Here is a 26,357-nt window from a genome sequence, read left to right on the forward strand (position 1 = left end):
AAGTCCCGGAAAAACCGGGACTTTTTTTATGCTTAATACATACGCTTTCAGCTCGGTTGTAACCTATCCCGAAATCGCATTGATGATGTCATACTGAGTAATGATCTCAATCTTACCTTGCTCATCCTCTACCAATACCGCAGAATTTTCTTTATTGATCAATCCGGAGATCCTATCAATTGAAGTATTCATATCTACAAAAGGGAAAGTAGCCGACATAATCTCTTTTACCGGAGCTGATTTTAAAGAAGGATTTTCTAAAAGTGCTTTAAGAATATCACTTTCAGCCACCTTACCTACTACCATTCCTTGTTGAGTAACTGGAATCTGAGAGATATTTAAAGTATTCATATTGTTAATGGCCTCTAAAATGCTCTTCTCACAATCAATAGTTACAATCTCTGTAGTTTCTTTCTTCGCCAGAATCGACCTTGCAGTCAGCTTCTCATCCTTAAGGAAACCGCGTTCTCTCAACCAATCCTCATTATACATCTTACCCATATAACGACTACCATGGTCATGAAAGATCACCACTACCACATCTTCAGGCTTCAATTTATCTTTCAACTGCAACAATCCGGCAATTGCCGATCCTGCTGAATTTCCAACAAAAATACCCTCTTTACGTGCGATATCACGTGTCATCAAAGCTGCGTCCTTATCTGTTACTTTCTCAAAAAGATCAATAACGTCAAAATCAACATTCTTTGGCAAGAAGTCTTCCCCAATCCCTTCAGTAATGTAAGGATAGATCTCATTTTTATCTAAAATCCCTGTTTCTTTATATTTCTTAAATACTGAGCCATAAGTATCAATTCCCCAAACCTTAATATCAGGATTCTGCTCTTTCAGGTATTTTCCTGTACCAGAAATGGTACCACCTGTACCTACTCCTACCACTAAATGTGTGATCTTACCTTCTGTTTGTGCCCAGATTTCTGGTCCGGTTTGCTCATAATGTGCCTGTGAATTAGCCAGGTTATCATATTGATTTGGCTTCCATGAATTAGGAACTTCACGTTCTAAACGCGAAGAAACTGAATAATAAGACCTTGGATCTTCAGGTTCTACGTTCGTCGGACAAACGATTACTTCCGCACCAAAAGCACGTAAAGCATCTACTTTTTCCTTAGACTGCTTATCTGTAGTTGTGAAAATACATTTATAGCCTTTAATAATTGCCGCCATAGCCAGACCCATTCCGGTATTCCCAGAGGTTCCTTCTATAATCGTTCCACCCGGTTTAAGCTTACCGCTTTTTTCCGCGTCTTCAATCATTTTAAGTGCCATACGGTCTTTAATCGAATTACCAGGGTTAGTGGTTTCGATTTTTGCCAATACCGTAGCCGGAATTTCCTTTGTAATGTTATTCAATTTTACCAATGGCGTATTACCAATGGTTTCCAAAATATTATTGTACCACATGTTACAAAAATACAAATTGACGCTTAGAATTTTATTTATAAATCATAATTCAATATTTAATATTACAAAACAAACATAAACAAAATAATATTTTAATCTACCAGTCCGATAGACTTCTATACCATCTATTATATAGGTCAGGAAAGAATAACCTAACAGCGTTGATAGCGCTTCCCCGGCAAAGAAACCAACAAGCCTTCTATTTCAAGGTTCAATAAATGCAATAACAACTGACTTTGTGGAAGGGCCAATTGTCCGGACAATTGATCGATATCCAAATCCGAAACCTTCAACAGCTTCAGTATTTTTATTTCCAACGGATTAAGCTCCTCAGGTAATTCTTCCAAAACGGGAACCGGTTTTAACAATGGCTCCTCCCAGCCTAAAAAATAAGGGATGTCCTTCGCATGACTGATCAACCCGGCCCTATTAGTCTTAATCAGAAAGTTACAACCCTCAGAATAAGGATCCGTAGCCCTTCCCGGGAAAGCATAAACATCCCTATGGTAAGAATTGGCAATATCAGCAGTAATAAGTGCCCCTCCTTTTGATGCCGCTTCTACCACTATGGTCACATCTGAAATCCCCGCTATAATGCGATTCCGCTTAGGAAAATTCTCCTTATCAGGATTCGTAAAAGGAGGAAATTCCGTTAACAAACCACCATTCAATAACATTTTCTTAGCGATTGCCCCATGCACCTGAGGATACATCCGATCCAGTCCATGCGCCAGCACCCCTACTGTAGGAATACCATGGGACAAACTTTCCTGATGAGCATTCACATCGATCCCATAAGCAAGACCACTGACCACCAACACTCCATAAGGTGCCAATACCTCTGCAAGTTGCTTACAGAGCAGCTTACCATAGCTGGTTGCCATACGGGTACCTACTATACTCACTATACGTGGGTGATTAAGATCTGCAGTCCCACGATAGTACAATAAGATTGGGGCATCATCACAATTCTTTAACCGAAAGGGATAATTATCGTCGGTATAAAACAAAACCTGGACCTGGTACTTCTCTATAAATTTCAAATGTTCCCTGGCTTTCTTCAGCGCCTCTTTACTTAAAATATGTTGTGCAGTAATCGCACCTACGCCAGGCACTTCCATTAATGCCTGCTTAGTCGCCTTAAAAATCGCCTCTGGTGTGATAAAGCGGGTTAACAGATGTTTAGCGGTGATATGCCCCACATTTTGAATCATGGTCAGGGCGATTTTATAAATTAAGCTCATAAGCTAACTTATGTGTTATCTGTTGGATTATCACCATGCCTGTTGAAATTTTGGTCCTTCGGGTTGTAAAAAGAGGTTTCAGCAACATCGACTGGAATCTTTTGCGCTGAAGAAGCACAAAACTTCCTATGTCGATTTTTGCAAAACCTCTTTTTACTCACAAGTACTACATAATTTGAAAGGCCTGTTCTTCTCAACAGATTTTGGGGATCAATGACAAATTGGGGGGCAAGACCAAACTGGGAGGTAATAACCAATCAGGAATAAAACTAAGATTGATGATAACTTGAGTGCAAAATCAAATGGAGAGGTAATGACAAACTAAAAGGCAAAAACAAATCAGGAACGGAATAATGAAAGTAACTGCGTGCTTACCTTCGTTTTTCTTGCGATGAACCGCATGTAGCATGTTGAAAAAAAAGCAGTTGCTCTTTGAAGACATTCGAAGATTTGCCCTTCAGTAAATATTCGGGGATGAAAAGAGTCACTGCTTTTTCTTAGCTCTTACAAAGAGAAGAACCTTAATTATTGAGGAATATACACGACAAACTTCGTTTCAAAGAAGTCTTCTTTAAAGTAATCCGAAAGCGGATAAAGTTCAGCTTTCAATCTGGTTTCTTTAATTTCTTCTGTCAGATCACCACCTTTCAAGTAAAGAATTCCGTTTGCAATTGCATTCTTGGAGTTTTTATTGAATTTATCTTTTACCCATGGATAGAAGTCAATCAGACGGGTAACCGCTCTGGACACGACAAAATCGTATTTATCAGTAACCTGCTCTGCTCTGAGATGACTAGCTTTAACATTCTTCAGGCCTAGACCTGCAGCAACTTCCGTCACTACTTTAATCTTTTTACCAATGGAATCTACCAGGTGAAACTGTGTTTCCGGGAACATAATAGCCAGCGGAATTCCAGGAAAGCCACCACCAGTTCCTACATCCAGCACTGTTGTTCCAGGCTTAAACGTACAAAACTTAGCAATTCCCAAAGAATGAAGAATATGGCGAACATATAGTTCTTCGATATCTTTTCTGGAGATCACATTGATCTGGGCATTCCAGAAACTGTATAAATCATATAACTGATCGAATTGAGCAATTTGCTCCTCAGTCAGATCTTTAAAATATTCTTGTATTAGCGTTGATCTTATTTCCACTTTACCTTTTTTACAAATATAGACAGAATGCCATTAAACACGAGGAAAATGAATAAGAGAATGTCCAGAATTGGAAAGCACCACCTTAAATCACTATAATTTAGCCGCTTTAAAATGCGGGGATAGATAAAACAACGGATCAGAATGCTCAGTCCTAATACCCCCAATGCAGGGTATAACGTGGCTTTAAAGAACAATAATGCCGTAAAGAAAGCGTAGAACAGGAATTGAAAGATAATCTGACAGGAAAGAATGAACTTATGCTTGCTTTTATAAAACTTCCCTGCACCGAAGTGGCGTTTTTTTTGTCGCAGGTAGCCCCCCCAGCTTGTATTTGGTTCCGACCATACCTGTGCATCCTTATTGATCCGGATTTCTGTATTCGCTGCGGTTGCATTCGCATTCACAAACAAATCATCATCCCCGGAAGGAATATGCATATGTGCAGCAAAACCTTTATTCTTAAAGAAAAGCGTCTTTTTATAGGCCATATTCCGTCCTACTCCCATGTAAGGCATCCCTTTAATGGCGTATGACAAATAATTTACTGCAGTAAAAAAGGTTTCAAAACGAATTAAAGCATTCAAAATCCCTCTTTTTCTAAGGTATGGAGAATAACCTAAAACAATATCGACCTCTGGATTTTCACTTTGCTGCATGCCCATCAACCAGTTTTCTGAGGCTGGAAGACAATCGGCATCCGTAAATACCAACCAATCGTTGGAGGCAGCCTTGATCCCCATTGTTACCGCAAACTTCTTTCCGGCAATGAATTTTTCTCCCTCACCAATCGTCACAATCTTCAATCGTCTGTGTTGTGCAGCAAAGTTTTCCAAAAGTTGTCTGGTACCATCCCAGGACCTATCATTCACTACAATCACCTCAAAATCAGGGTAATTTTGCGCCAACACGGAGGGTAAGTAAGCACTTAGGTTCTCGACTTCATTTCTGGCACAGATCACCACGCTTAAAGGTTTTTTTGCCGTTTCAGGGATAGGTTCTACCGGATAAAATGCAAGTTTCAGATGAACGAACAGGCTAAAGTATAGTTGTATTAGGAAACAGAAGATAAATGCGCCCAGAAGGCAAGTTTCTAGTAAGGTTAATTCCACGTTATAATTTTGTAGCCTCCAAATTTCAGGTTTTTAATCTGTAAATTCCTTTATGTGGATAAAAAATTAGGGCCATTTATAGCGTTATTTTTGCTACTTTTGGCAGATTTTAGTGGAGCATACAGATTTATGAAATTTACCTTACAGGCAAAAGATACACATTCAAAGGCAAGAGCAGGAACAGTAACAACAGATCATGGGGACATACAAACCCCTATTTTCATGCCTGTAGGCACAGCCGGGACTGTTAAAGCAGTTCACCAAAGAGAACTTAAAGAAGATATTGACGCCAAGATTATTCTTGGAAACACGTATCATTTATACCTGAGACCAGGTTTAGACATTATTGAAAGAAGCGGTGGATTGCATAAATTCATTGGCTGGGACCGTCCGATTCTTACGGATAGTGGAGGTTACCAGGTTTATTCCTTGAGTAAAGTAAATAAGATTAGGGAGGAAGGAGTAACATTCCGCTCTCATATCGACGGTTCAAAACACTTATTTACGCCAGAATATGCGATGGACATCCAACGTACAATCGGGGCGGATATCATCATGGCATTTGACGAATGTACGCCATACCCATGTGATTATAAATATGCGGCGAACTCTATTAACATGACTCACCGCTGGTTAAAACGTTGCTGCAAGCGCTTTGATACCACAGAACCTAAGTATGGCTTCAATCAAACCTTATTTCCTATTGTACAGGGTTCTGTATATAAGGATTTAAGAAAGAAATCAGCTGAGTTTATTGCCAGTATGGACCGCGAGGGAAATGCAATTGGTGGTTTATCTGTTGGAGAACCGGCAGAAGAGATGTACGGCATGACTGAAGTAGTGTGCGACATCTTACCATACGAAAAACCTCGTTATTTAATGGGCGTAGGTACACCAATCAATATCCTGGAAAACATCGCTTTAGGTGTAGATATGTTTGATTGTGTAATGCCAACCAGAAATGCAAGAAACGGGATGTTGTTTACCAGAAACGGGATCATCAACATAGGCAACAAAAAATGGGCAGACGACTTCTCTCCTATTGATGCAGAAAGTGATTTATATGCGGATCAGGTATATTCTAAGGCTTACTTAAGACACCTGATGCACTCCAAGGAAATGTTGGGCGCACAAATTGCGACCTTACACAACCTTCATTTCTACCTTTGGTTAGTGAATACAGCCAGAGAGAAAATCATCAGTGGCGAGTTTTACGCCTGGAAAAACAAAATGGTGACCATATTAGGTAACAAACTATAAATGGATTTTTTAAAAGGCAGGATTAAAATCATCGACTGGTATATTATCAGTAAGTATCTGGGTACATTCATTTATACCCTGACGCTTTTCGTGGTCATCATTGTGATCTTTGATCTTTCAGAGAAACTCGATGATTTTCTCGGTAATAACCTGACCTTCTGGCAAGTGGTTTCCCTGTATTATGCCGGATCTATTCCATTTTATGTCAATATGCTTTCTCCCCTGATCAACTTTATTGCCGTGATCTTCTTTACGGCGAAAATGGCCGATCAGACGGAAATTGTACCTATTTTAAGTGGAGGAGTAAGCTTTAACCGCTTTCTCCTTCCTTATTTCGTCTCCGCATTTATCATTTTTGCGGCCAACCTGGGTTCCAACCTGTACATTCTTCCTTATACCAACCAGATTAAGAACAGCTTCGAAAACAACTTCATAAAGAAGAATGATCCAAGTAGTAAATCCGACATTCATATGAAACTGGATGCGAAAACTTACATCTACATGAGGAGCTTTGACAATAAGACTAAAACCGGGGCACAGTTCTCATTAGATAACTTTAAAGGAGATGTGATGACTAAGAAGATTGTTGCGGAAGAGATCAAATGGGATTCTCTGAAACGCTCCTGGAAGCTAACCAACTATTCCATCCGAAACATCGACGGTTTAAAAGAAACCATGGTTAATGGAAGCAGTAAGACGAAAGATACCGTGCTGGATATGCGTCCTGATGATTTCTCTGCTTACGACAATATTTTCGAAAACCTGTCTAACAAAGACCTTGCAGAAAAGATTAAAAAGGAAGAAATCAGGGGTTCGGGTATTATGAACGACCTTTTATTTGAACGCTACAAGCGATACTTACAGCCATTATCTGCATTCGTATTGACCCTGATTGGGGTCGCCCTATCTTCCAGAAAAGTTCGTGGAGGAGTAGGATTACCACTCGGAATGGGGATTATCTTAAGCTTCTGCTATATTTTACTGAACCAGTTTGCCAAGATGTTCTCTTTAAAAGGAGGTATTTCGCCGCTCTTTGCCGTATTGGCACCTACCATCTTTTTTGGTTTACTAGGCTACTATTTACTTAGAAAAGCACCAAAATAAGTGATAGAACCGGTTCAAATTTCTCCGAAAAGAAACCTGTTCATCTTACATGCCACCGTATTTATCTGGGGCTTTACCGGTATTCTTGGTGCGGTAATTTCTATTAATGCCGTACAATTGGTTTGGTACCGGGTATTGATCGCCAGCTTCACTTTATTGATTTACTTTCTCTGCTCAAAAACAAGCTTAAAGATTACAAGGAAGCAATTTATACAATTCTTCCTCACCGGAAGCATTGTTGCGCTACACTGGATTCTATTCTTTTATGCCATTAAGGTATCCACCGTTTCCGTTACCCTGGTTTGCCTCTCATCATTTACGCTATTTACTGCGATTTTAGAACCTTTAATCAAAAAAAAGCCCATCCTCGTTCCAGATGTCATCATCGGATTGATCATCATCCTGGGGATCTATTTGATCTTTAAATTCGAGTCCGGCTATACTTTAGGTATCATTATGGGCTTATTGTCTGCCCTGGCTTCCAGCTTATTCTCTACAATCAATTCTACCTTAGTGCAGAAAAGCGATCCCAAAATCATCGGTTTTTATGAGATGGCTGGCGCAGTTTTCTGGATCACACTCTATCGTTTATTCGACCAATCTCTAATGACCGAACAGTTTAACCTGAGTCTTTCAGATTGGTCTTATCTCTTACTTTTGGGTACAATTTGCACTGCCCTTGCTTATGTAGCAGGCGTCTCTGTCATGCGCACGCTATCTGCCTTTCGGGTAGCACTCATCACCAACCTGGAACCCGTGTATGGGATCATTCTGGCTTTCCTTTTCTTTGGCACAAAAGAAACCATGTCGCTGGGTTTTTATGCCGGAGCCAGCCTGATTATCGGTGCCGTTTTCTTATACCCAATTTACCAAAAACGTAGGAACCTGAATTAAGGAAACGCTTCTTACTTCGCTGAAAAACAGCCGATCCATCTCCAAAAAAATACCTATATTCCCGCCGAAATACCTGAAGATTAAACACTAAAAGGAAGATAAGCACCTGTACTTTTAACCAAAAGGATGGAAGATATCTATAATCCAATAGTGTAAGGAACTACTAAAAGTAAATACGGAGAAAACTATTTTTTTTCAATAGCTATAAAAAACCAGTAAAAATCATCAAAAATTCAGTGAAAAACTTAAGAAAATTCAAAACAATACAACACAACCAACTGTAATTCAGTAAAATAACTATAAATATTTAAAATCAAAGATCAACCCAATCCGATTTGAAAATCTCTAAGAAAACTAAACATTTTAGTACAACCATATAATGAAGCGATCACTGAAAAATAAACAGCTAATAATCAGCATCATAACTTCATCCCTATTAACTTTAACCATACCTAAAAGCTTTGCTCAGATCTTCAGCACTGAACAGAACCCACTTAGTGTAAAATGGAGGCAAATTAATGCAACAGGTTTTAGGATTATTTATCCTATAGAATTAGAAAAAGAAGCGCAACGAATGTCGAATACCATCACCCACATTTATCCTTATGTAGGTGCGAGTCTTGGGCAGCGAAAAGCCAGCATTCCAATCGTTCTACAAAACAGGGGTGTCATTGCAAATGGCTTTGTACAATTGGCTCCAAAAAAATCAGAATTTTACACCACGCCTCCACAGCAATTCGACAGTCAGGATTGGCTCAATAACCTGGCGGTTCATGAGCTTCGTCATGTTGCACAATTCGACAAACTCACTGGTGGAAAGGCACATCCATTTCCGGAAACAGTATACTTTGCATGGCTTGGCGTTAGCTTCCCACTCTGGTATTTTGAGGGGGATGCGGTAAGTACAGAAACCTCATTAACCAATGCCGGTCGCGGAAGAATTCCCAGCTGGATCATGCCCTATAGAACACAATTACTAGAGGGAAAAAACTACTCCTATACCAAGTCCAACTTTGACTCTGAAAAAGACCTGACTCCTGGTTATTACCAACTCGGTTATACCTTAACTTCCCGCATTCGGGAAAACTCCGGGAAGTATGTATTCGACAGTGTCTTGACAGATATCAAACACCGTCCGGTTCGTCTTTACCCTTTTTCCAATAGTCTGAAGAAATATACTGGAAAAGGAACTACAGAGTGGTTCCGTGCAAATACGGAGAAACTGAGGGCAGAATGGACAGAGCAAGCACGCAAAACACCTTCCAAAGCCTATGCCCCTCTAAATGCGACATCGGATTTTGCGACTAGTTACTTCCTACCTGTAAAAATTAATGACCAGCAAACCCTGGCCCTGAAACAAAGTAAAGGAGAACCCCCTCATTTTGTACTCATTGACGCCGACAAAAAAGAAAAAAAACTACTTGCTATCGGACCACAGGAACAAGCCTGGTTCAGCTATGCCAATGGTGTAGTGGTTTGGGACGAAATCCGTTATGACCCGAGGTACAAGCAACGAAGTTATAGCGTGATCTGTAGCTACCATCTGGAAAGTGGCCGCGTTCATAAACTCAGCTCCCGCAGCAGGCTCTTCTCCCCTTCCCTATCTGCAGATGGGAAAAAGGTAATTGCAGTACAGTATGACCTGAGCAATCAGGCCAACCTGGTTGAAATAGATGCCACAACCGGAAAAATCCTCTACAGCTATCCGAATCCAGATAACCACATCCTACAAACTCCATCCTTCAGTCCGGATGGAACAGCAATCGCTTTTATATCGGTTACAGAGCAAGGAAAGGCGCTGCTTCAGACCAACCGTACCGGGCAAACGGAGGTGTTAATCCCTGAATCTCAACAACAACTGAGCAGACCGGTTTACTTTTCCAAAGGAATCGCTTTTAACGCCCATTACAACGGAATTGACAACATCTACTACATAGAACTCGACTCAAAAAAGATAAGCGCTCTGAGCGCAGCAAAATACGGTGCTTTCAATCCTGCTTTTTCTGCCGATGAAAAATTGATGGTTTTCAATAACTATGGAATTGCGGGCTATGAAGTTGCAGAAGCAAAGATTCAACCGGAGGCGATCGGAGAGAATAATTTTGTTTTTCTGGGCGCGGCAGCAGCAAAACAAGAAAACACAGGTACCGTATTCACTAACATCCCCGACAGCAGTTATGTGACGAAGCCTTATGGTGGCATAAAAGACCTGTTCCAGGTACACAGTATCAATCCGGTCATTGAAAATGAATATCGTGGGGGTCTACAAATTAACTCCGACAACCTCCTCAATACGATGAATGTTTTTGCAGGTGTCAATTACTTCCGGGACCTTGGCCGTTTCGAATACAATGCAGGTTTTACTTACAAAGGCTTTTACCCGGTATTGAGCGCCACTTATCGCAACAGACCCAGACGTGCCTTTTACAGCGGTTCTACAGGAATCGAACTGGGAGAATGGCGGGAAAATGATCTGCGTTTTGCCGCTACTGTACCCTTCAGCCTGAACGCTTTAAACCACAATTACAACTTCTCCCTGACTACAGCCAGCAGCTATACCAAAAGGTACAGTCCGGAAAACATGCCGAACAACTACATCACGACATTGAAATTCCCATTGGAGTATAGCTTTAGCTTTACACATTCCATCAGACAATCGGAAAGGGATGTTGCCCCGAAATGGGCACAGGTACTCAGATTCACCTACCTGCATCAACCATTTGACGCGCAATTATCAGGTGATCTTTTTGCTGCGGAAAGCTTTTTTTATTTTCCAGGCTTCGCCAGAAATCACTCCTTTCTTGCCAATTTAAGCTTTCAACGCAGTTCAGGGGTTAGAAAATACGACCAGCAAATCAATACAGTTTATGGCTACAACAACATTACAGCCATCAATACCTTGAAAAATACTTTATTATTAAACTACCGATTCCCTATTGCTTTCCCTGATGCGGAACTGGGTGCTTTGGCTTATGTCCGAAACCTTCGTGCTGGATTATTTTGTCATTATGAGAACCTTGGAGAAGATACAAATCTTGCAGAACCCAAAACTTTTGGCTTCGAATTGCGTAGTAGTATGAACTTACTTCGGTACCAGCCGGTGGTTGATGTAGGAGCCAGAGTGGTTTTTGTGAATAAAATCTATCATCAAAATCCTATCTTAGAACTAATTTTAAATTATAGCTTTTAACCCATGCGTGCGAAAACCATTTCCATCATCATCTTTACTGTCCTCATTACTGTCTTTTTAATGATCAATACCGATCCTGTCAGTTTTGATTTCATCTTCACAGAGGCACCAGTTTCTAAGCTTTTAGTGATTGGGGTTTGTACTTTCATCGGCTTTATATTGGGTTATATGGCCGGGCGACCAAAAGTTACCATCAGTACCTATGATAAAGAAAGTCCCCAGGAAACTCCTGAGGACCTCAAAAAAAAGATCAGCGATGAAGATCGCGATTATATTAGTTAAGTGCCTGTTTGATATCTCCAAGGATATCATTAATGTGTTCCAGACCAATAGACAAACGAACAGATCCTTGTTCAATACCAACCTCCAACCTCTGCTCTTCCGTTAATTTGGAGTGAGTACTGGTTGCAGGATGGGTAGCAATAGACCTGGTATCACCAAGGTTTGCAGAGATGGAGAACATTTTCAGGTTGTCCATGAACTTACCTGCAGCTGCTGCACCACCTTCGATCACTAAAGTCACAATACCACCACCTTGTTTCATTTGCTTTTTAGCAATTTCATACTGAGGGTGAGATGGCAGGAATGGATACCTCACTTTTTTAATGCGGGGATGACTTTCCAGAAACTCCGCTACTTTCATTGCATTTTCACAATGTCTGTCCATGCGAACAGCCAGGGTTTCTAAACTTTTGGACAATAACCAGGCATTGAAAGGCGACATTGCCGGACCACTATGTCTGGCGAAGGCTTCAATCTCTCCTATCAGCTCATGCGAACCCAAAATCACGCCACCAAGTGTACGCCCCTGTCCGTCAATAAATTTCGTTGCAGAATGGATAGAAATATCAGCACCCAATTTAATGGGCTGTTGCAGGTATGGTGTAGCAAAACAGTTGTCTACCACCAATAGTATCCCATGTTTCTTTGCCAGTTTCGCCAACCATTCAAGGTCGATAATATCGATTCCAGGATTTGAAGGTGTTTCTACAAAAATGATTTTTGTATTCTCTTGAATTCCCTGCTCCATTTGTTCCGGCTTATCCAGATCCGCGTAGGTATAGGAAATCCCCCATTTAGGGAAAATATTATTCAGTAACTGGTGTGTAGATCCAAAAACAGATCTGCTGGCCAGCACATGATCGCCAGATTTTAAGAAAGCAGCAAAGGTGGTAAAGATTGCAGCCATACCGGTTGCCGTTACCCATCCTGATTCTGCACCTTCTAAAACGGCCATCTTATCAATTAATTCAGAAGTATTCGGATTGGCATAACGGCTGTAAACGTTGCCTTCCTTTTCATTTGCAAACAAAGCGCGCATTTCTTCTGAATCGTCAAACTTATAGCTTGAAGTCAGGTACAAGGGCACAGAATGCTCTTTAAAATGGGTTCTCTCGGCTTGTAAGCGTATGGCCAGGGTTTCGAAATTCTCTTCTTGATTCTCTTCTTGCATTTTGTTATTGATGAATAGTATATGTAAAGTTGATGGTTGCTGAGCGTCCAAGAATATTGGAAACTGAGCAGTATTTATCGAAAGTAAGTGCCAATGCGCGTTCTACTTTTTGCACATTTAAAGCGCCATACAGCTCGAAATGAATGTTGATCACATCAAATATCGGTGGCATTTCTTCAGTTTTTCTACTTGCCTTGATTTTGATTTTCACATCATCCAGTGGTTCTTTTTGCTTAGTGAGGACATTCACCATATCGATTCCACTACATCCGCCTAAGCCGATCAGCAACATCTCCATTGGGCGGAAACCCTTACCTTCACCACCGATTTCCGGCTTTGCATCCAATTCTACCTTAAAACCATTAGAATTTTCTGCTTCAAAATTAAATTTATCGTTCTTTCTTATCAGGTTGATTTCCATAATTCACTAAACGTTATAAAATACTTTATTGGTTCTTTCAAGTTCAGGAAGTTGCACTGCTGCTTCAAAAATGGCATATACCGCAGATCCGCTACCACTCATGGCGGCGTAGATGGCACCTTGCTGATAAAGATGCACTTTGATCGCTTCGATTTCTGGGTACTTCAAAAACACAGAAGCCTCGAAATCATTTTTCAGATTCGCTTTCCATTCCCTCAAAGGCAAATGTATTAAATCTTTTACCGATGTCCCAGTGTCTGCAACCATTATTCCTGCATAAGCTTCTGCAGTAGAAACATGGAGGTCTGGTTTCACCAATACCAGGAAATAAGCCGACAGATCTACCTGAATTTCAGTAAACTCATCCCCTTTTCCTTCCGCATACCGAGGCTCATTTCTAATAAAAAAGGCACAATCGGCACCCAGTTTTCTGGCATAATCCTCCATCTGAGAAATAGTCAGTCCAAGTTTAAACTTATCATTTAGGAGTTTAATGATAAAAGCACCATCAGCAGAACCGCCACCTAATCCTGCACCTACCGGAATATTTTTCAGCAAACAAAGGTGCTGTGGAGGGAGGTCGAAGTCCTGTTTTAACAGCTGGTAGGCTTTCAGACAAATATTATCTTCTGCCGCTCCAGGAACGGCAACTCCTGCAACTGTACAGCTTAAAACTGCCGCATCCAGCGTTTCGACAACATCGTAAAGCTTAACCGGATAAAACACGGTTTCAATGTTATGGTATCCATCCGCACGTTTTCCGGTGATCTGTAACCCAAGGTTAATTTTAGCATTCGCAAAGGCAAGCATCCAGTCTGGTTTTGTAGGACAAACTTACAAAATCAATTTTTCCCTTTATGGATTAATTAAAAATACAGAAAAACTGCCTGCTAATCTCAGAAAAAGGCTATAGCACACCTTTTTTAAGTCTTTTTCACATCAGATAAGCGTCCAAATTTGGAAAGAACATACAAAAGGTATACTAAGGGAATAGTAAGGCCTTGGTATATTGTTGCCATATACTTGAGATGTTGTTGGGATATGGTTGGTATATTCCTGAATATACCAACCATATAGCAACTATATACCAACTATATGGCAACCCCTTGTTATACCCTTACTATACCGCCGCTATTTTCTTGTTAAAATACTTACTTTTGCGCTGGCCATACACAGCCTGATGGAGAGAACTCGGCTCCTTTCCTAAAAAACATCCTGCGATTCTTGCAAAAATACTATCTTGCAAAAGTCGCTAGCCGACAAAAAAAGCTGGTCACAATACATGAAACAATATTTAGATTTAATGCAGCACGTGCTGGATCATGGCACACAAAAACATGACCGCACCGGAACCGGAACCATCAGCGTATTTGGTTATCAAATGAGGTTTAACCTTCAGGAAGGCTTTCCAATGGTGACTACCAAGAAATTACACCTGAAATCTATCATCCACGAATTGATCTGGTTTTTAAGCGGAGATACCAATATCAAATACCTGAAAGATAATGGGGTAAAGATCTGGGACGAATGGGCAGATGCTGATGGCAACCTTGGACCGGTTTATGGTTCTCAATGGAGGTCATGGCCAACACCAGATGGCCGTAAGATTGATCAGATCAGTCAGATCATCAACACCATCAAGAACAACCCGGACTCCAGAAGGATTATTGTTTCTGCATGGAATGTTGCAGACATTGAAGAAATGGCCCTACCCCCCTGCCATGCCTTTTTCCAGTTTTATGTGGCAGATGGTAAACTAAGCTGTCAATTGTACCAAAGAAGTGCAGATATCTTTTTGGGAGTTCCGTTTAATATCGCATCTTACGCCTTATTAACCATGATGGTTGCCCAGGTATGCGGACTCGAATACGGAGACTTCGTTCATACTCTTGGTGATGCCCATTTATACAATAACCATATAGACCAGGCCAGACTGCAATTGAGCAGGGAGCCAAAAAAATTACCGCTCATGAAGATTAACCCGGAGGTCAAAGGCCTGATGGATTTTAAATTTGAAGATTTTAACCTTGAAGGATACGAACCACATCCTCACATTAAAGGAGCTGTTGCCGTATGATCGTTTCCATTGTAGTCGCCATTGCCGAAGATAATGCCATCGGTAAAGACAACCAATTGTTATGGCATCTGCCAGCAGACTTAAAACATTTCAAGGACATTACCAGTGGACACACCATCATCATGGGGAGAAAAACCTATGATTCTATCGGTAGGCCACTTCCCAACAGACGTAATATTGTGATTACCCGGAACCGCGATCTTGAGTTACCAGGAACAGAAATTACCAATAGCCTGGAGGAAGCACTGGCGCTTTGCCAAGGTACAGAAGAAGTATTCATCATCGGTGGTGCAGAACTCTACAACCACGCTTTAGCCGCTACAAACAGGATTTACCTGACCAGAGTACACCAAACCTACGAAGCAGACACTTTCTTTCCGGAAATTAATCTGGAAGAATGGAACCAGCTCAGTACAGAAAAGCATCTTCCAGATGAAAAAAACAAGGTAGCTTATACGTTTTCAACACTTGAACGCAAATAGTTAAGCTCCCATAATAAAAAATTAAGAAGGTAGTCTATTATTTAAAAAAATAATTAGATTTGCCGACTTGTTAAAAAAATATATAGCTTATATAGACTAATAATTACAAACAAATGCAGGGTAAAGGTTTTATTAAATTTATGGCAATACTACTAGGTATTGTCTGTGTGTATTCTCTCTCATTCAACTTTGTCACTTCGAAAGTTGAAAAAGACGCAAAGGCTTATGCCAAAGGAGACTTAGATAAGGAAAAAGCTTATTTAGATTCTATGGCCACAGTGCCGGTTTATCCTGTTTTTGGATTTAACTACCAGTTCTGTAAAGAAAAAGAAATTAACCTTGGGCTAGACCTTAAAGGTGGGATGAACGTAACGATGGAGATCTCGTTATCTGAACTGGTTAAGTCATTAGCTGGTAATCCTGATGATGCTAATTTCAACAAAGCATTGACAATTGCTCAAGAGAAACTTAATGCTGGTGGAAAAGATTTCATCGCTTTATTTGTTGATGAGTTTGAGAAACTTTCTCCGAATGTGAAATTGGCTGACTTCTTTTCAAATCAGGACAACGCTAAATTGCTTAAAGCTAACGCCAGCAATTCAGAAGTTAAAAGCTATTTGTCTAAAGAAGCAACAAGTGCAATCGACCGTTCCTTCGTGATCATCAGAAGCCGTATCGATGGTTTCGGTGTGGTAAGTCCTAACATGCAAAAACAAGAAGGTACTAACCGTATCCTGATTGAGATGCCAGGTGTTCAGGATAAAGAAAGGGTTCACAAATTATTGCAAGGATCTGCAGAATTACAATTCTGGCAGGTATACAACAATGAGGAAGTATATCCAGTATTGGAAAACATCAACAAGACCTTAGCTTCTACTTTAAAAACTACTGAAGTTGCTACAGCTGGTACAGATACCGCTGCTGCTAAATCAGAAAGTAAATTGGCTGGTCTTGCTAAAAATAAAGACACTAAAGATTCCGCAGCGGTTAAGAACAAAGATGCTGCAAAATCTAACCCATTATTCTCTGTATTAAACATCCCTACTTACCAAGGTGAAAACGGACAAACTTCATTGCGTCCGGGTCCTGTTGTAGGTTGGGTAGCTCAAAAAGATACTGCTAAAGTAAATGCTTATTTCAAGAGACCAGAAGTAGCTTCTATCATTCCTCAGAGCTTCAAGTTCATGTGGAGTGTTAAACCAATGGACGTTTCGACTACTGGTGGTGCTAAGATCTTTGAATTGTATGCAATCAAAGCAACTTCAATGGATGGCAAACCAGATTTAGGTGGTGATGCAATCAGCGATGCCCGTCATGATTACGATCAGAAAGGCAGACCAGAAGTTACCATGTACATGACCGGTGACGGTGCTACAAAATGGAAAAAAATTACTGCAGAAGCAGCAGCAGATCCAAACAACAAAAAATCTATTGCAATTGTATTAGACAACACGGTTTACTCTGCTCCAACAGTACAGAACGAAATCCCTAACGGTATCTCTTCTATCACTGGTAACTTCACAGTAAATGATACACAAGATTTAGCCAATATCTTAAAAGCAGGTAAGCTTCCAGCTCCAGCTAGAATCGTTGGTGAATTCGTGGTAGGTCCTTCTCTAGGTGAAGTGGCAATCCATGATGGTTTAATCTCTTTCGTACTTGCCTTCGTGGTGATCTTAGTATTCATGGCTTTATATTACAATAAAGCAGGATGGGTAGCTAACCTTGCGTTAGTGATCAACTTATTCTTTATCATGGGTATCCTGGTTTCATTGGGTGCAGTATTGACCTTGCCAGGTATCGCAGGTATCGTATTGGTAATCGGTTTATCCGTAGATGCGAACATCCTGATCTTCGAACGTGTAAGAGAAGAGTTGAACTTAGGTAAACCAACTCCGGTAGCAATCAAAGAAGGTTTCAAACATGCGATGTCTTCTATCATTGACTCAAACGTTACTGTATTCGTATTAGGTGCAATCCTTTACATCTTCGGTACTGGTCCGGTTCAAGGTTTTGCAACAACACTTTGTATTGGTATCCTTTCTTCATTATTCTGTGCGGTATTGATCTCACGTTTAGTGTTCGATTGGTTATTAGAGAAAAAAGCAAACATTACTTTCGGTAATAAATACACTATTCATGCCTTCAAAAACATCGCGTTTAACTTCGTAGGTCATAGAAAACTTTATTACACAATCTCTACTGTGATCATCGTATTAGGTTTCATCTTCTACTTCAAAAATGGTGGATTGAACTTAGGTATCGACTTTAAAGGTGGTAGAACGTATATCGTTCATTTCGATAAAGGAATGGAAACGGAAGATGTAAAAGCGAAATTAGCTTCGGTATTCCCTGAATCGGAAACTGTAGTGAAAACTGCTGGTGCAAACAACGAATTAAAAATCACCACTACTTACCACATCACTGATCAAGACAATGGTGCAGATAAGTTAGTAGAAAAAGCCCTTCATGATGGTTTATCTAAAACTGGTGTTCCTTATAAAATTGAAAGTAACGAGAAGGTAGGTCCTATCATTGCAAGTGACATCGTTTACGGAGCTTACGGAGCAATATTGTTCTCTTGTTTAGTGATGTTTATCTATATCGTAGTAAGGTTCAAGAAACTGAACTATGGTTTAGGTGCGGTAATCGCGTTATTCCATGACGTGTTATTAGTACTATCTTTCTACACGATCTTAGACGGTGTACTTCCATTCTCATTAGAGATTGGTCAGGATTTCATCGCTGCGATCTTAACGGTAATGGGTTACACCATGACGGAAACTGTAGTTGTATTTGACCGTATCCGTGAGAAATTAGCGGAAACAGGAAAAGAAGATCTACATGGTGAAGAACGTAATCAACTGATCAACTTTGCCCTAAACAGCACATTGAGTCGTACTATTTTGACTTCATTAACAGTATTCTTCGTATTACTTGTGATCTTCATCTTCGGTGGCGCAAGTATCCGCGGATTTATCTTTGCACTATTGATCGGTCGTATCATCGGTACATACTCTTCATTGTGTATCTCTACCCCTATCGTTATTGATTTAGGTAAAAATAAAAAATAAGAAATCTAAATATTTATTGATTAAAGGCACCCTTTTTGGGTGCCTTTTTTGTTATCAATATATTCAAGAAACTTAAATACTATGGAGCAACACTTCCCGAAAGGCAACAAAACAAGAATAGTCATTGTAGGTGGCGGATTTGGTGGGATAGAATTAGCGAAGAAATTAAGAGATAAAGAGATAGAAGTAATCATGGTAGATAAACACAACTACCATACTTTCCAGCCATTGTTGTATCAGGTGGCTACCGGCGGACTGGAAGCGGATTCCATTGCCTTCCCCCTCCGCAAGATTTTTAAAGGGCAAAAGAACCTGACTTTCCGCGTAGCAGAAGTAAATGGGGTGCAGCCTTTAAATAATTCCATTCAGACCAGTATTGGTACTATTGATTATGATCATTTGGTGATTGCAACAGGTTCTACCAGTAACTTCTTTGGACAAGACCAAATCCAGGAAAATGCCATGCCCATGAAATCTATTCCTGAAGCCTTAAACCTCAGGAGCCTCATCCTACAGAATTTAGAAGCTGCACAGATTGCCCCTGATCCGGTAACCGCAAACGAACTCCTCACTTTTGTAGTAGTAGGTGGTGGTCCTACTGGTGTAGAAACAGCCGGGGCACTTGCCGAACTTAAAAAACACGTCTTAAAAAGTGATTATCCGGAATTGGATATCGATAAAGTCCGTATTTACCTGATTGAAGGTTCTCCGGAATTACTCGGTGCCATGTCTCCCCAAGCTTCCCGTAAAGCCCATTTGTTTCTAACAGAACTTGGCGTAAACATCATGACCGAATCCAGGGTACAGTCCTTTGATGGTAAAATGCTTTCCCTGGCAGACGGACAGCAGATTGGCTCTTCAAACGTCATCTGGTCTGCTGGAGTAAAAGGTGTTATACTGGATGGTTTGAATCCGGAGGATATTGTTCGTGGGAACAGATTGAAAGTAAATGAAATCAATAAGGTGGATGGTTACGCCAATATTTATGCGATAGGTGATGTAGCAGCCATGATCACCGAAGAATTTCCTAATGGCCATCCGGGGGTTGCCCCTGCAGCGATACAACAAGGAAGGCAGCTGGCTGAAAACTTAATGAGGACAATTGAAAACAAACCCACTGTTCCTTTCAAATACAAAGATAAAGGCGCTATGGCTACGGTAGGTAGAAACCGGGCCGTTGTAGATTTACATAACGTTAGATTTCAAGGGGTATTCGCGTGGTTTACCTGGATGTTTGTACATTTGATGACACTCGTTGGCTTTAGAAATAAACTCGTGGTTTTTGTAAACTGGGTTTGGAGTTATTTCAGCTACGATCGTGGCACCAGATTAATTATCAGACCTTACCATAAGAAAGTACCGCATGAACCAGCAAAAGTCAATTAAACTCATAGAATGTCCAAGGGATGCCATGCAAGGCATCCATGATTTCATCCCTACTGATCTTAAAGCAGCCTACATCAACTTGCTGCTACAGGTGGGTTTTGACACCATTGATTTTGGTAGTTTTGTGAGTCCGAAAGCCATTCCTCAGCTCAAAGATACAGCGGAAGTACTGGCCAAGCTCGACCTGAGTACTACAAAGTCCAAGTTATTGGCCATTGTGGCTAATTTAAGGGGTGTAGAAGCTGCTATTCAGTACCCGGAGATCCATCAGCTCGGTTTTCCTTTTTCTATCTCTGAGACTTTTCAAATGCGCAACACGAATTCCACCATTGCAGCTTCCCTCGATACAGTGAAGCAAATGCTGGAGCTTTGTAACCGCCATGATAAAACAGCTGTGGTGTATTTGTCGATGGGATTCGGAAATCCTTACGGTGATTTATGGAACGAAGAGATCGTTTTATACTGGGCAGATGTGTTGACTGGTCTGGGTGTCAAAATCCTTTCTTTATCAGATACCATTGGAGTATCCTCTCCGGAAAGAATAAAGGCCATTTTACCTGGAATGATCCAAACTTTTGATCAGGTAGAGATTGGCGTCCATTTACACAGCACCCCTGAGACGCGTATTGAAAAAATACAGGCAGCTTATGAAAGTGGTTGCTATCGCTTCGATAGTGCCTTAAAAGGCTTTGGAGGCTGCCCTATGGCTACCGACGACCTGACTGGTAATCTTGCTACCGAAGATCTGATCTGGTTTCTGGAAAGTAAAGGAGAATGCTTAGGGCTAGATATGCAGCAATGGAAAGCTGCGGTGCAGCTCTCCAATCAGATATTTTTAACTTAAATAAGTTTTCTTTTTATTCCTGCTGACTCTTCTTCAGCAGGCTTTATGCTTTTTTCACCATTTTAAAGTGCTGAAATCCTGCTTCTTCAAATTGCGGTCCTTCTGCTACAAAGCCGAATTTAGCATATAAAGGCATGGCAGCCAATTGTGCATTCAGGTAAATATAATGTGCATCTGCAGGTAAATCTGCCAAAGCTGCGGCTACGAGCGCCTGCCCGATTCGCTTACCTCTGAATTCTTTTAATACCGCAAACCTTTCCAGCTTATAACCTTGGTCGGTCTTTCTCCACCTGCAAGCCCCACATGGCTGATTGTCCATTGTGGCCAGAAAGTGTGTTGATTCTTCTTCATTTTCCCATTCCAGTTCCGGCGGACAACCCTGTTCCTCTACGAACACGACACTTCGAATGGCAAATACATGGTCCAATGTGTCTTTTCCAATTGCTTTATTTACAAATAGTGTTTCCATTGCTTGTTGATGTTTCTACAAATATGCTAAAAATAGGAGTTTGGTTGCAGGTAATTTTGGGTCATTTGACCCTCCGGGCGATTAAAAACTTCCTTAGATTAGAAACAGGATTTATTTCCCGCAACAGGAGCCGCCGAAAACCTGGAACAGAGTAGGCATCCCATCAAAGTTTTTGCTGCTTTTTGATTTATAAAAGCTGCTACAATATGAAAAAATGGTATGTATACAAAGGAACCGGTGATTATTTTGATTCAAATAACTACCGGAAATTGCACAAACATTCCTCAATATCATGTGTCAATGGTGGCAAAATCTGTGCGGTCTTATTGAAGGACAAAGCTTCGATCCCCAGCAATAGTTTTAGCAATAAATTGATGAAACATATGGTAGATGCTATTGCCAGTGGATTGCCTCAACCTTGTGATCAGCCACAAGTACTCATGAAAAACAGCTAATCTGTTTAAAAAAAGCATTACTCATCATTATTTTGATGTAATTTAAATTATTATGACATTAAGAACCCTGCATTCGATTTACAGTCAAATCATTGTATGTCAAATATTTGTGTTCAGAACAAGTACTACTTAAATTCGTGGATGTCGCAGAAAAAACTGCGCATCCATTAAAATGAATTTCAAGTATAAATTAATGCTCTTGCTTTCCCTGATGGCTATTGTAGCAAAGCAAGCTGCGGCACAATTATGTAATGGTAGCCTTGGCGATCCAGTTGTGCTAATTGATTTTGGCAGGGGAACGGATACTTATGGTCCCTCCCTAGGCAATAAAACCACCTATGATTATGTCCGGTCGGGAACTCCTTCTGATGGGAGTTATACCATTGAGCATAGCGTAAGCTCTGGAGGAGCGTGGTTTGACATCGACAACCATACGCCAAATGACCCTAACGGTTACCTCATGATGATTAATGCAAGTTTCAATCCGGGCATCTTCTATGAAACAGATGTGCCTACTGATTTATGTCCAAATACCACTTATGAATTTGCCGTTTGGGTAACCAATCTTTTAAAATTTTCAGGAATCAAGCCTAACCTCACCTTCCAGGTGCTAGCAATGGATGGGCAGCCAATTGCCACCTTTCCTACTGGCGATATTCCGGAAACATCACAGCCTACCTGGAAACAATACGGCTATTTATTCAGTACCCCAGTAGGCGTCAGCCGGGTGAAAATCAGAATCATTAACAATGCACCCGGTGGCGTTGGAAATGATCTCGCCATTGATGACATTACTTTCCGACCATGTGGAACCAAGATCACAACCAGCATAGATAATGTGGCCAATCAAACCACAAAAACGATCTGTGAAGGTGAAAGCGGGACTTTCAGCATCAACTCAAGTGTGGAGGGAACCAATACTTTACGATATCTATGGCAGAGGAAGAATGGAACAGACTGGTTAGACCTCAATGCAGAAACCAATCCGCAGATCAATATTGATCCTTCAGTTTTAGCACCGGGTATTTATGAATATCGGGTAGTAGTGGCAGAACCCGGTAATTTTGACTCCCCCGCATGTAGAACTGGGTCAGTTCCCATTATCCTTAATGTAAAACCCAATCCAACGATTAACCTGGCTGCAATGCATAACGTTTGTATAGGCCAAAATGTCCAATTGGACTTATCCGGAACAGGGGATACTTATGAATGGACAGGGCCAAATTCTTTCCAATCCTCAACACAATCACCAACTATCAGCAATGCCGGGCCAAATGATAGCGGAGTTTACACAGTGGTAGTTACCTTAAATGGCTGTACTTCGACCGCACAAACTAACCTTGCCGTCTATCCTGTACCAGTGGCCAGGGTGACTAACGCAAATCCTTTCATCTGCTATGGTGAAGGTGTCGAATTACAAGCTTCCGGTGGGACTTCCTATTTATGGAATCCGGCTACAGGGTTGTCGGACCCAAATATTAGCAACCCTATTGCTTCCCCAACCAGCACCACTACCTATGAAGTCAGGGTATCAAATGGTTATTGTACGGATAAAACCTCGGTTACGGTCAATGTATATAAACAAACGTTTGCAAATGCGGGCAATAACAAAGTCATCATGGAAGGAGAGTCTACTACTCTAGATGGTACTGTATCAGGTGATAACCTGTACTATTTCTGGACGCCTTCAGATCATCTGGATGACCCCAATAAATTATCGCCGATAGCCTCCCCATTAGTCACCACCACCTACACCCTCAACGTAAGCTCCCAAAATAATTGTGAAAGCGCGAACTCCAGTGTCACAGTGAAAGTATTCAAAAAAGTGATCGTACCCAATACTTTTACTCCTAATGGCGATGGCATTAATGATTTATGGAATATTGAAGCATTACAAGCTTACCCCAATGCAGAAATAAAAGTCATGAACCGTTTTGGAGAAAGAGTATTCAGTGCCAAAGGCAATTTTCAAAATTGGGACGGATTATATAAAGGAAAAAACCTGCCGGTTGGCACTTATTATTATTGGATTGAGCTACATGAGCTGGGGCAAAAACCATTGGTTGGACCGGTTACCATTTTGAGGTAAATCCAAAAGTATACCTCCCTTATGGATACAAATTAAAAACGCCTGACCATCAGATGGTACAGGCGTTTTATTTAGGAGCATTAACACCCCTGAATGCTTAGATCTTAAACGACAAACTAAAGTTTATCGCTAGCGTCTCTACAGTTAAGGTCTTCGAAAGCCTGAGTTAAACGTTTAACAAAAGCTTCTTCACCTTTACGTAACCAAACGCGTGGATCATAATATTTTTTATTTGGTTTATCATCGCCATCTGGGTTACCAATTTGCGCTTGAAGGTAAGCTTCATTCGCTTTGTAGTAATCCAAAACACCTTCCCATAATGCCCATTGCATATCAGTATCGATGTTCATTTTGATTGCACCATAAGAAATTGCTTCTCTGATTTCTTCCTGAGTAGAACCTGAACCACCGTGGAATACGAAGTTGATAGGTTTTTCAGCAGTGATACCGAATTTCTCTCTGATGAAGTCCTGAGAATTCTTAAGAATTACCGGTTGCAATTTCACATTACCCGGTTTGTACACTCCGTGAACATTACCGAAAGCTGCTGCTACTGTAAATTTATCACTCACTTTGCTCAGTTCTTCGTAAGCATAAGCTACTTCTGAAGGTTGAGTATATAGTTTTGAGCTATCTACATCACTGTTATCTACACCATCTTCTTCTCCACCAGTTACACCTAGTTCGATTTCGATAGTCATACCCATTTTAGCCATACGCTCCAGGTATTTAGCAGAAATCTCTATGTTTTCTTCGATAGATTCTTCTGATAAGTCTAACATGTGTGAAGAAAACAATGGTTTACCATGCTCTGCGAAGAATTTCTCGCCATGGTCTAATAAACCGTCGATCCATGGTAATAGTTTCTTTGCTGCGTGGTCAGTATGCAAAACTACTGCAACACCGTAATGCTCAGCTAATAAATGAACATGTTTAGCTGCAGAAACTGCGCCTAATACACATGCATTCAAATTGTCATTATTCAATGTTTTTCCAGCGTAAAATTGGGCACCGCCATTGGAAAGCTGAATCATAACAGGTGAATTAACTGCCTTAGCTGTTTCCATTACCGCATTTACTGTGTTAGTACCGGTAACGTTAACTGCAGGTAATGCAAACTGATGTTTTTTAGCCTGTTCAAACAATTCCTGAACGGCATCTCCGTAAATTACGCCTTTATAGCCTTTTAAACTCATTTTTTATAATTTTATATATGCCGAAGTTAGGAAAAATATCCCTCCGGCCAAATCTGAGGGCTATTATTTTTAACTAAAAACTACCTTAAACTGTTCTAATTTTTTTTTGTTTCTTTGTACTCGCATTTTTCAACAAATAACATGGCTTGGTTTAAGAGAGAAAAAAAAGGTATCAGTACAAGAACAGAAGAAAAAAAAGAAGCGCCAGACGGTTTATGGAACAAGTGTCCTAATTGTAAGAAAGCACTCCACAGTGCCGATCTGGTTGAAAATAAATACGTTTGCCAATATTGCGACTACCATTTACGGGTAGGATCAAAGGAATATTTTCAGGTATTGTTTGACAATAATGAGTTCACAGAGTTATTTGCAAATCTAACTTCAGGTGACCCATTAAACTTCACAGACAGTAAACCTTATGTAGACCGTTTGGTGGAGAGTCAGGCAAAAACTGGCTTAAAAGACGCAATCAGAGCAGGTGTAGGTAAAATTGAAGGACAGGATTTAGTAATTGCCTGTATGGACTTCAACTTTATCGGTGGGTCTATGGGATCAGTAGTAGGTGAAAAAATCGCCCGCTCTATTGACTATAGCATCAAGCATAAAATTCCATTCCTGATGATTTCTAAATCTGGTGGAGCAAGAATGATGGAAGCTGCATTCTCGTTAATGCAAATGGCAAAAACATCGGCTAAATTGGCCTTGTTGAGTCAGGCAAAAATCCCATACATCTCTTTATTGACAGATCCTACTACAGGTGGTGTAACTGCATCATATGCGATGTTAGGTGATATCAATATCGCAGAACCAGGAGCTTTGATCGGTTTCGCCGGTCCGAGGGTAATTAAAGAAACAATTAAAAAAGACCTTCCAAAAGGATTTCAAACTGCAGAATTTGTTCAGGAACATGGTTTCCTTGACTTTATCGTAGATCGCAGAGCGATGAAAGCTAAAATTGCAGCTTTCCTTAAAATGGTTGCGAACTAATATTTAGTTTAAACATAAAAAAAGTGGGAGTTGTAAA

At 40.6% G+C, this 26,357-nt stretch carries 22 protein-coding genes; 13 read left to right on the forward strand and 9 right to left on the reverse strand.

Annotated features, from left to right (window positions below):
- Nucleotides 1-63: 63 nt before the first annotated feature.
- The 4 genes from R2S10_RS16165 to R2S10_RS16180 form a co-directional block, all read right to left on the reverse strand.
- A complete protein-coding gene (locus R2S10_RS16165) occupies nucleotides 64-1,425 on the reverse strand; it encodes a pyridoxal-phosphate dependent enzyme (RefSeq protein ID WP_316841461.1) in 1,362 nt (453 codons plus the stop codon).
- Between the two features lie 152 nt (nucleotides 1,426-1,577).
- Entirely contained in the window at nucleotides 1,578-2,669 is a 1,092-nt protein-coding gene (gene dprA / locus R2S10_RS16170) for a DNA-processing protein DprA (protein ID WP_316841462.1), read from the reverse strand.
- A gap of 525 nt (nucleotides 2,670-3,194) precedes the next feature.
- Nucleotides 3,195-3,827, reverse strand: a complete 633-nt coding sequence (gene rsmG / locus R2S10_RS16175) for a 16S rRNA (guanine(527)-N(7))-methyltransferase RsmG (protein WP_316841463.1) — start codon at nucleotides 3,825-3,827, stop codon at nucleotides 3,195-3,197.
- The gene (locus R2S10_RS16180; protein WP_316841464.1) at nucleotides 3,818-4,939 is read right to left on the reverse strand and encodes a glycosyltransferase; all 1,122 of its coding nucleotides are present in this window, start codon (nucleotides 4,937-4,939) and stop codon (nucleotides 3,818-3,820) included. Before R2S10_RS16180 ends, rsmG begins: the two co-directional genes overlap by 10 nt.
- Nucleotides 4,940-5,068: 129 nt before the next feature.
- Between R2S10_RS16180 and tgt the strand changes: the two genes are divergently transcribed.
- The 5 genes from tgt to R2S10_RS16205 all read left to right on the forward strand — a co-directional run bounded on the left by tgt (nucleotide 5,069) and on the right by R2S10_RS16205 (nucleotide 11,669).
- Nucleotides 5,069-6,199 carry a tRNA guanosine(34) transglycosylase Tgt gene (gene tgt / locus R2S10_RS16185; protein ID WP_182959955.1) on the forward strand — a complete coding sequence of 377 codons (1,131 nt, stop codon included), beginning with the start codon at nucleotides 5,069-5,071 and terminating at the stop codon, nucleotides 6,197-6,199.
- A complete protein-coding gene (locus R2S10_RS16190; RefSeq protein ID WP_316841465.1) occupies nucleotides 6,200-7,303 on the forward strand; it encodes an LptF/LptG family permease in 1,104 nt (367 codons plus the stop codon).
- Entirely contained in the window at nucleotides 7,304-8,197 is an 894-nt protein-coding gene (locus tag R2S10_RS16195; protein WP_316841466.1) for a DMT family transporter, read from the forward strand.
- Between the two features lie 379 nt (nucleotides 8,198-8,576).
- Nucleotides 8,577-11,387 carry a hypothetical protein gene (locus R2S10_RS16200; protein ID WP_316841467.1) on the forward strand — a complete coding sequence of 937 codons (2,811 nt, stop codon included), beginning with the start codon at nucleotides 8,577-8,579 and terminating at the stop codon, nucleotides 11,385-11,387.
- 3 nt (nucleotides 11,388-11,390) lie between these two features.
- The gene (locus tag R2S10_RS16205) at nucleotides 11,391-11,669 is read left to right on the forward strand and encodes a hypothetical protein (RefSeq protein WP_316841468.1); all 279 of its coding nucleotides are present in this window, start codon (nucleotides 11,391-11,393) and stop codon (nucleotides 11,667-11,669) included.
- Here R2S10_RS16205 and R2S10_RS16210 read toward each other — a convergent pair.
- The 3 genes from R2S10_RS16210 to ispE are packed head-to-tail and all read right to left on the reverse strand — an operon-like array spanning nucleotide 11,662 to nucleotide 14,071.
- The gene (locus tag R2S10_RS16210; protein WP_316841469.1) at nucleotides 11,662-12,840 is read right to left on the reverse strand and encodes a trans-sulfuration enzyme family protein; all 1,179 of its coding nucleotides are present in this window, start codon (nucleotides 12,838-12,840) and stop codon (nucleotides 11,662-11,664) included. The genes R2S10_RS16205 and R2S10_RS16210 overlap by 8 nt on opposite strands.
- Before the next feature lie 4 nt (nucleotides 12,841-12,844).
- Nucleotides 12,845-13,261, reverse strand: a complete 417-nt coding sequence (locus tag R2S10_RS16215; protein ID WP_316841470.1) for an OsmC family protein — start codon at nucleotides 13,259-13,261, stop codon at nucleotides 12,845-12,847.
- A 6-nt stretch (nucleotides 13,262-13,267) separates the two neighbouring features.
- Nucleotides 13,268-14,071 (reverse strand): 4-(cytidine 5'-diphospho)-2-C-methyl-D-erythritol kinase, encoded by an 804-nt coding sequence (gene ispE, locus R2S10_RS16220; RefSeq protein WP_316841471.1) that lies wholly within the window; start codon nucleotides 14,069-14,071, stop codon nucleotides 13,268-13,270.
- Between the two features lie 472 nt (nucleotides 14,072-14,543).
- Between ispE and R2S10_RS16225 the strand changes: the two genes are divergently transcribed.
- The 5 genes from R2S10_RS16225 to R2S10_RS16245 all read left to right on the forward strand — a co-directional run bounded on the left by R2S10_RS16225 (nucleotide 14,544) and on the right by R2S10_RS16245 (nucleotide 21,124).
- Nucleotides 14,544-15,338: a thymidylate synthase gene (locus R2S10_RS16225; protein WP_316841472.1), complete on the forward strand. Its 795-nt coding sequence runs from the start codon at nucleotides 14,544-14,546 to the stop codon at nucleotides 15,336-15,338.
- Nucleotides 15,335-15,820: a dihydrofolate reductase gene (locus R2S10_RS16230; protein ID WP_316841473.1), complete on the forward strand. Its 486-nt coding sequence runs from the start codon at nucleotides 15,335-15,337 to the stop codon at nucleotides 15,818-15,820. The genes R2S10_RS16225 and R2S10_RS16230 overlap by 4 nt, the downstream gene beginning before the upstream one ends.
- 113 nt (nucleotides 15,821-15,933) lie before the next feature.
- Nucleotides 15,934-18,894, forward strand: coding sequence for a protein translocase subunit SecDF (secDF, locus tag R2S10_RS16235; protein WP_316841474.1), 2,961 nt, complete (start codon nucleotides 15,934-15,936; stop codon nucleotides 18,892-18,894).
- An 81-nt stretch (nucleotides 18,895-18,975) separates the two neighbouring features.
- Nucleotides 18,976-20,280: an NAD(P)/FAD-dependent oxidoreductase gene (locus tag R2S10_RS16240; protein ID WP_316841475.1), complete on the forward strand. Its 1,305-nt coding sequence runs from the start codon at nucleotides 18,976-18,978 to the stop codon at nucleotides 20,278-20,280.
- A complete protein-coding gene (locus tag R2S10_RS16245) occupies nucleotides 20,258-21,124 on the forward strand; it encodes a hydroxymethylglutaryl-CoA lyase (RefSeq protein WP_316841476.1) in 867 nt (288 codons plus the stop codon). Before R2S10_RS16240 ends, R2S10_RS16245 begins: the two co-directional genes overlap by 23 nt.
- A gap of 43 nt (nucleotides 21,125-21,167) precedes the next feature.
- On the opposite strand, the gene R2S10_RS16250 is transcribed toward R2S10_RS16245, so the two are convergent.
- Nucleotides 21,168-21,593, reverse strand: coding sequence for a GNAT family N-acetyltransferase (locus R2S10_RS16250; RefSeq protein WP_316841477.1), 426 nt, complete (start codon nucleotides 21,591-21,593; stop codon nucleotides 21,168-21,170).
- Nucleotides 21,594-21,799: 206 nt separating this feature from the next.
- Between R2S10_RS16250 and R2S10_RS16255 the strand changes: the two genes are divergently transcribed.
- Together R2S10_RS16255 and R2S10_RS16260 are read left to right on the forward strand one after the other, a co-directional pair.
- Nucleotides 21,800-22,048, forward strand: coding sequence for a hypothetical protein (locus R2S10_RS16255; protein WP_316841478.1), 249 nt, complete (start codon nucleotides 21,800-21,802; stop codon nucleotides 22,046-22,048).
- A gap of 172 nt (nucleotides 22,049-22,220) precedes the next feature.
- Entirely contained in the window at nucleotides 22,221-24,137 is a 1,917-nt protein-coding gene (locus tag R2S10_RS16260) for a gliding motility-associated C-terminal domain-containing protein (protein WP_316841479.1), read from the forward strand.
- Between the two features lie 116 nt (nucleotides 24,138-24,253).
- On the opposite strand, the gene fbaA is transcribed toward R2S10_RS16260, so the two are convergent.
- A complete protein-coding gene (gene fbaA, locus R2S10_RS16265) occupies nucleotides 24,254-25,333 on the reverse strand; it encodes a class II fructose-bisphosphate aldolase (RefSeq protein ID WP_265841835.1) in 1,080 nt (359 codons plus the stop codon).
- Between the two features lie 141 nt (nucleotides 25,334-25,474).
- Here fbaA and accD point away from each other — a divergent pair, with 141 nt between their 5' ends.
- Nucleotides 25,475-26,320, forward strand: coding sequence for an acetyl-CoA carboxylase, carboxyltransferase subunit beta (accD, locus tag R2S10_RS16270; protein ID WP_062549979.1), 846 nt, complete (start codon nucleotides 25,475-25,477; stop codon nucleotides 26,318-26,320).
- Nucleotides 26,321-26,357: the final 37 nt, after the last annotated feature.

It is taken from the genome of Pedobacter gandavensis, from assembly GCF_032678745.1.
GTDB lineage: Bacteria > Bacteroidota > Bacteroidia > Sphingobacteriales > Sphingobacteriaceae > Pedobacter > Pedobacter gandavensis_C.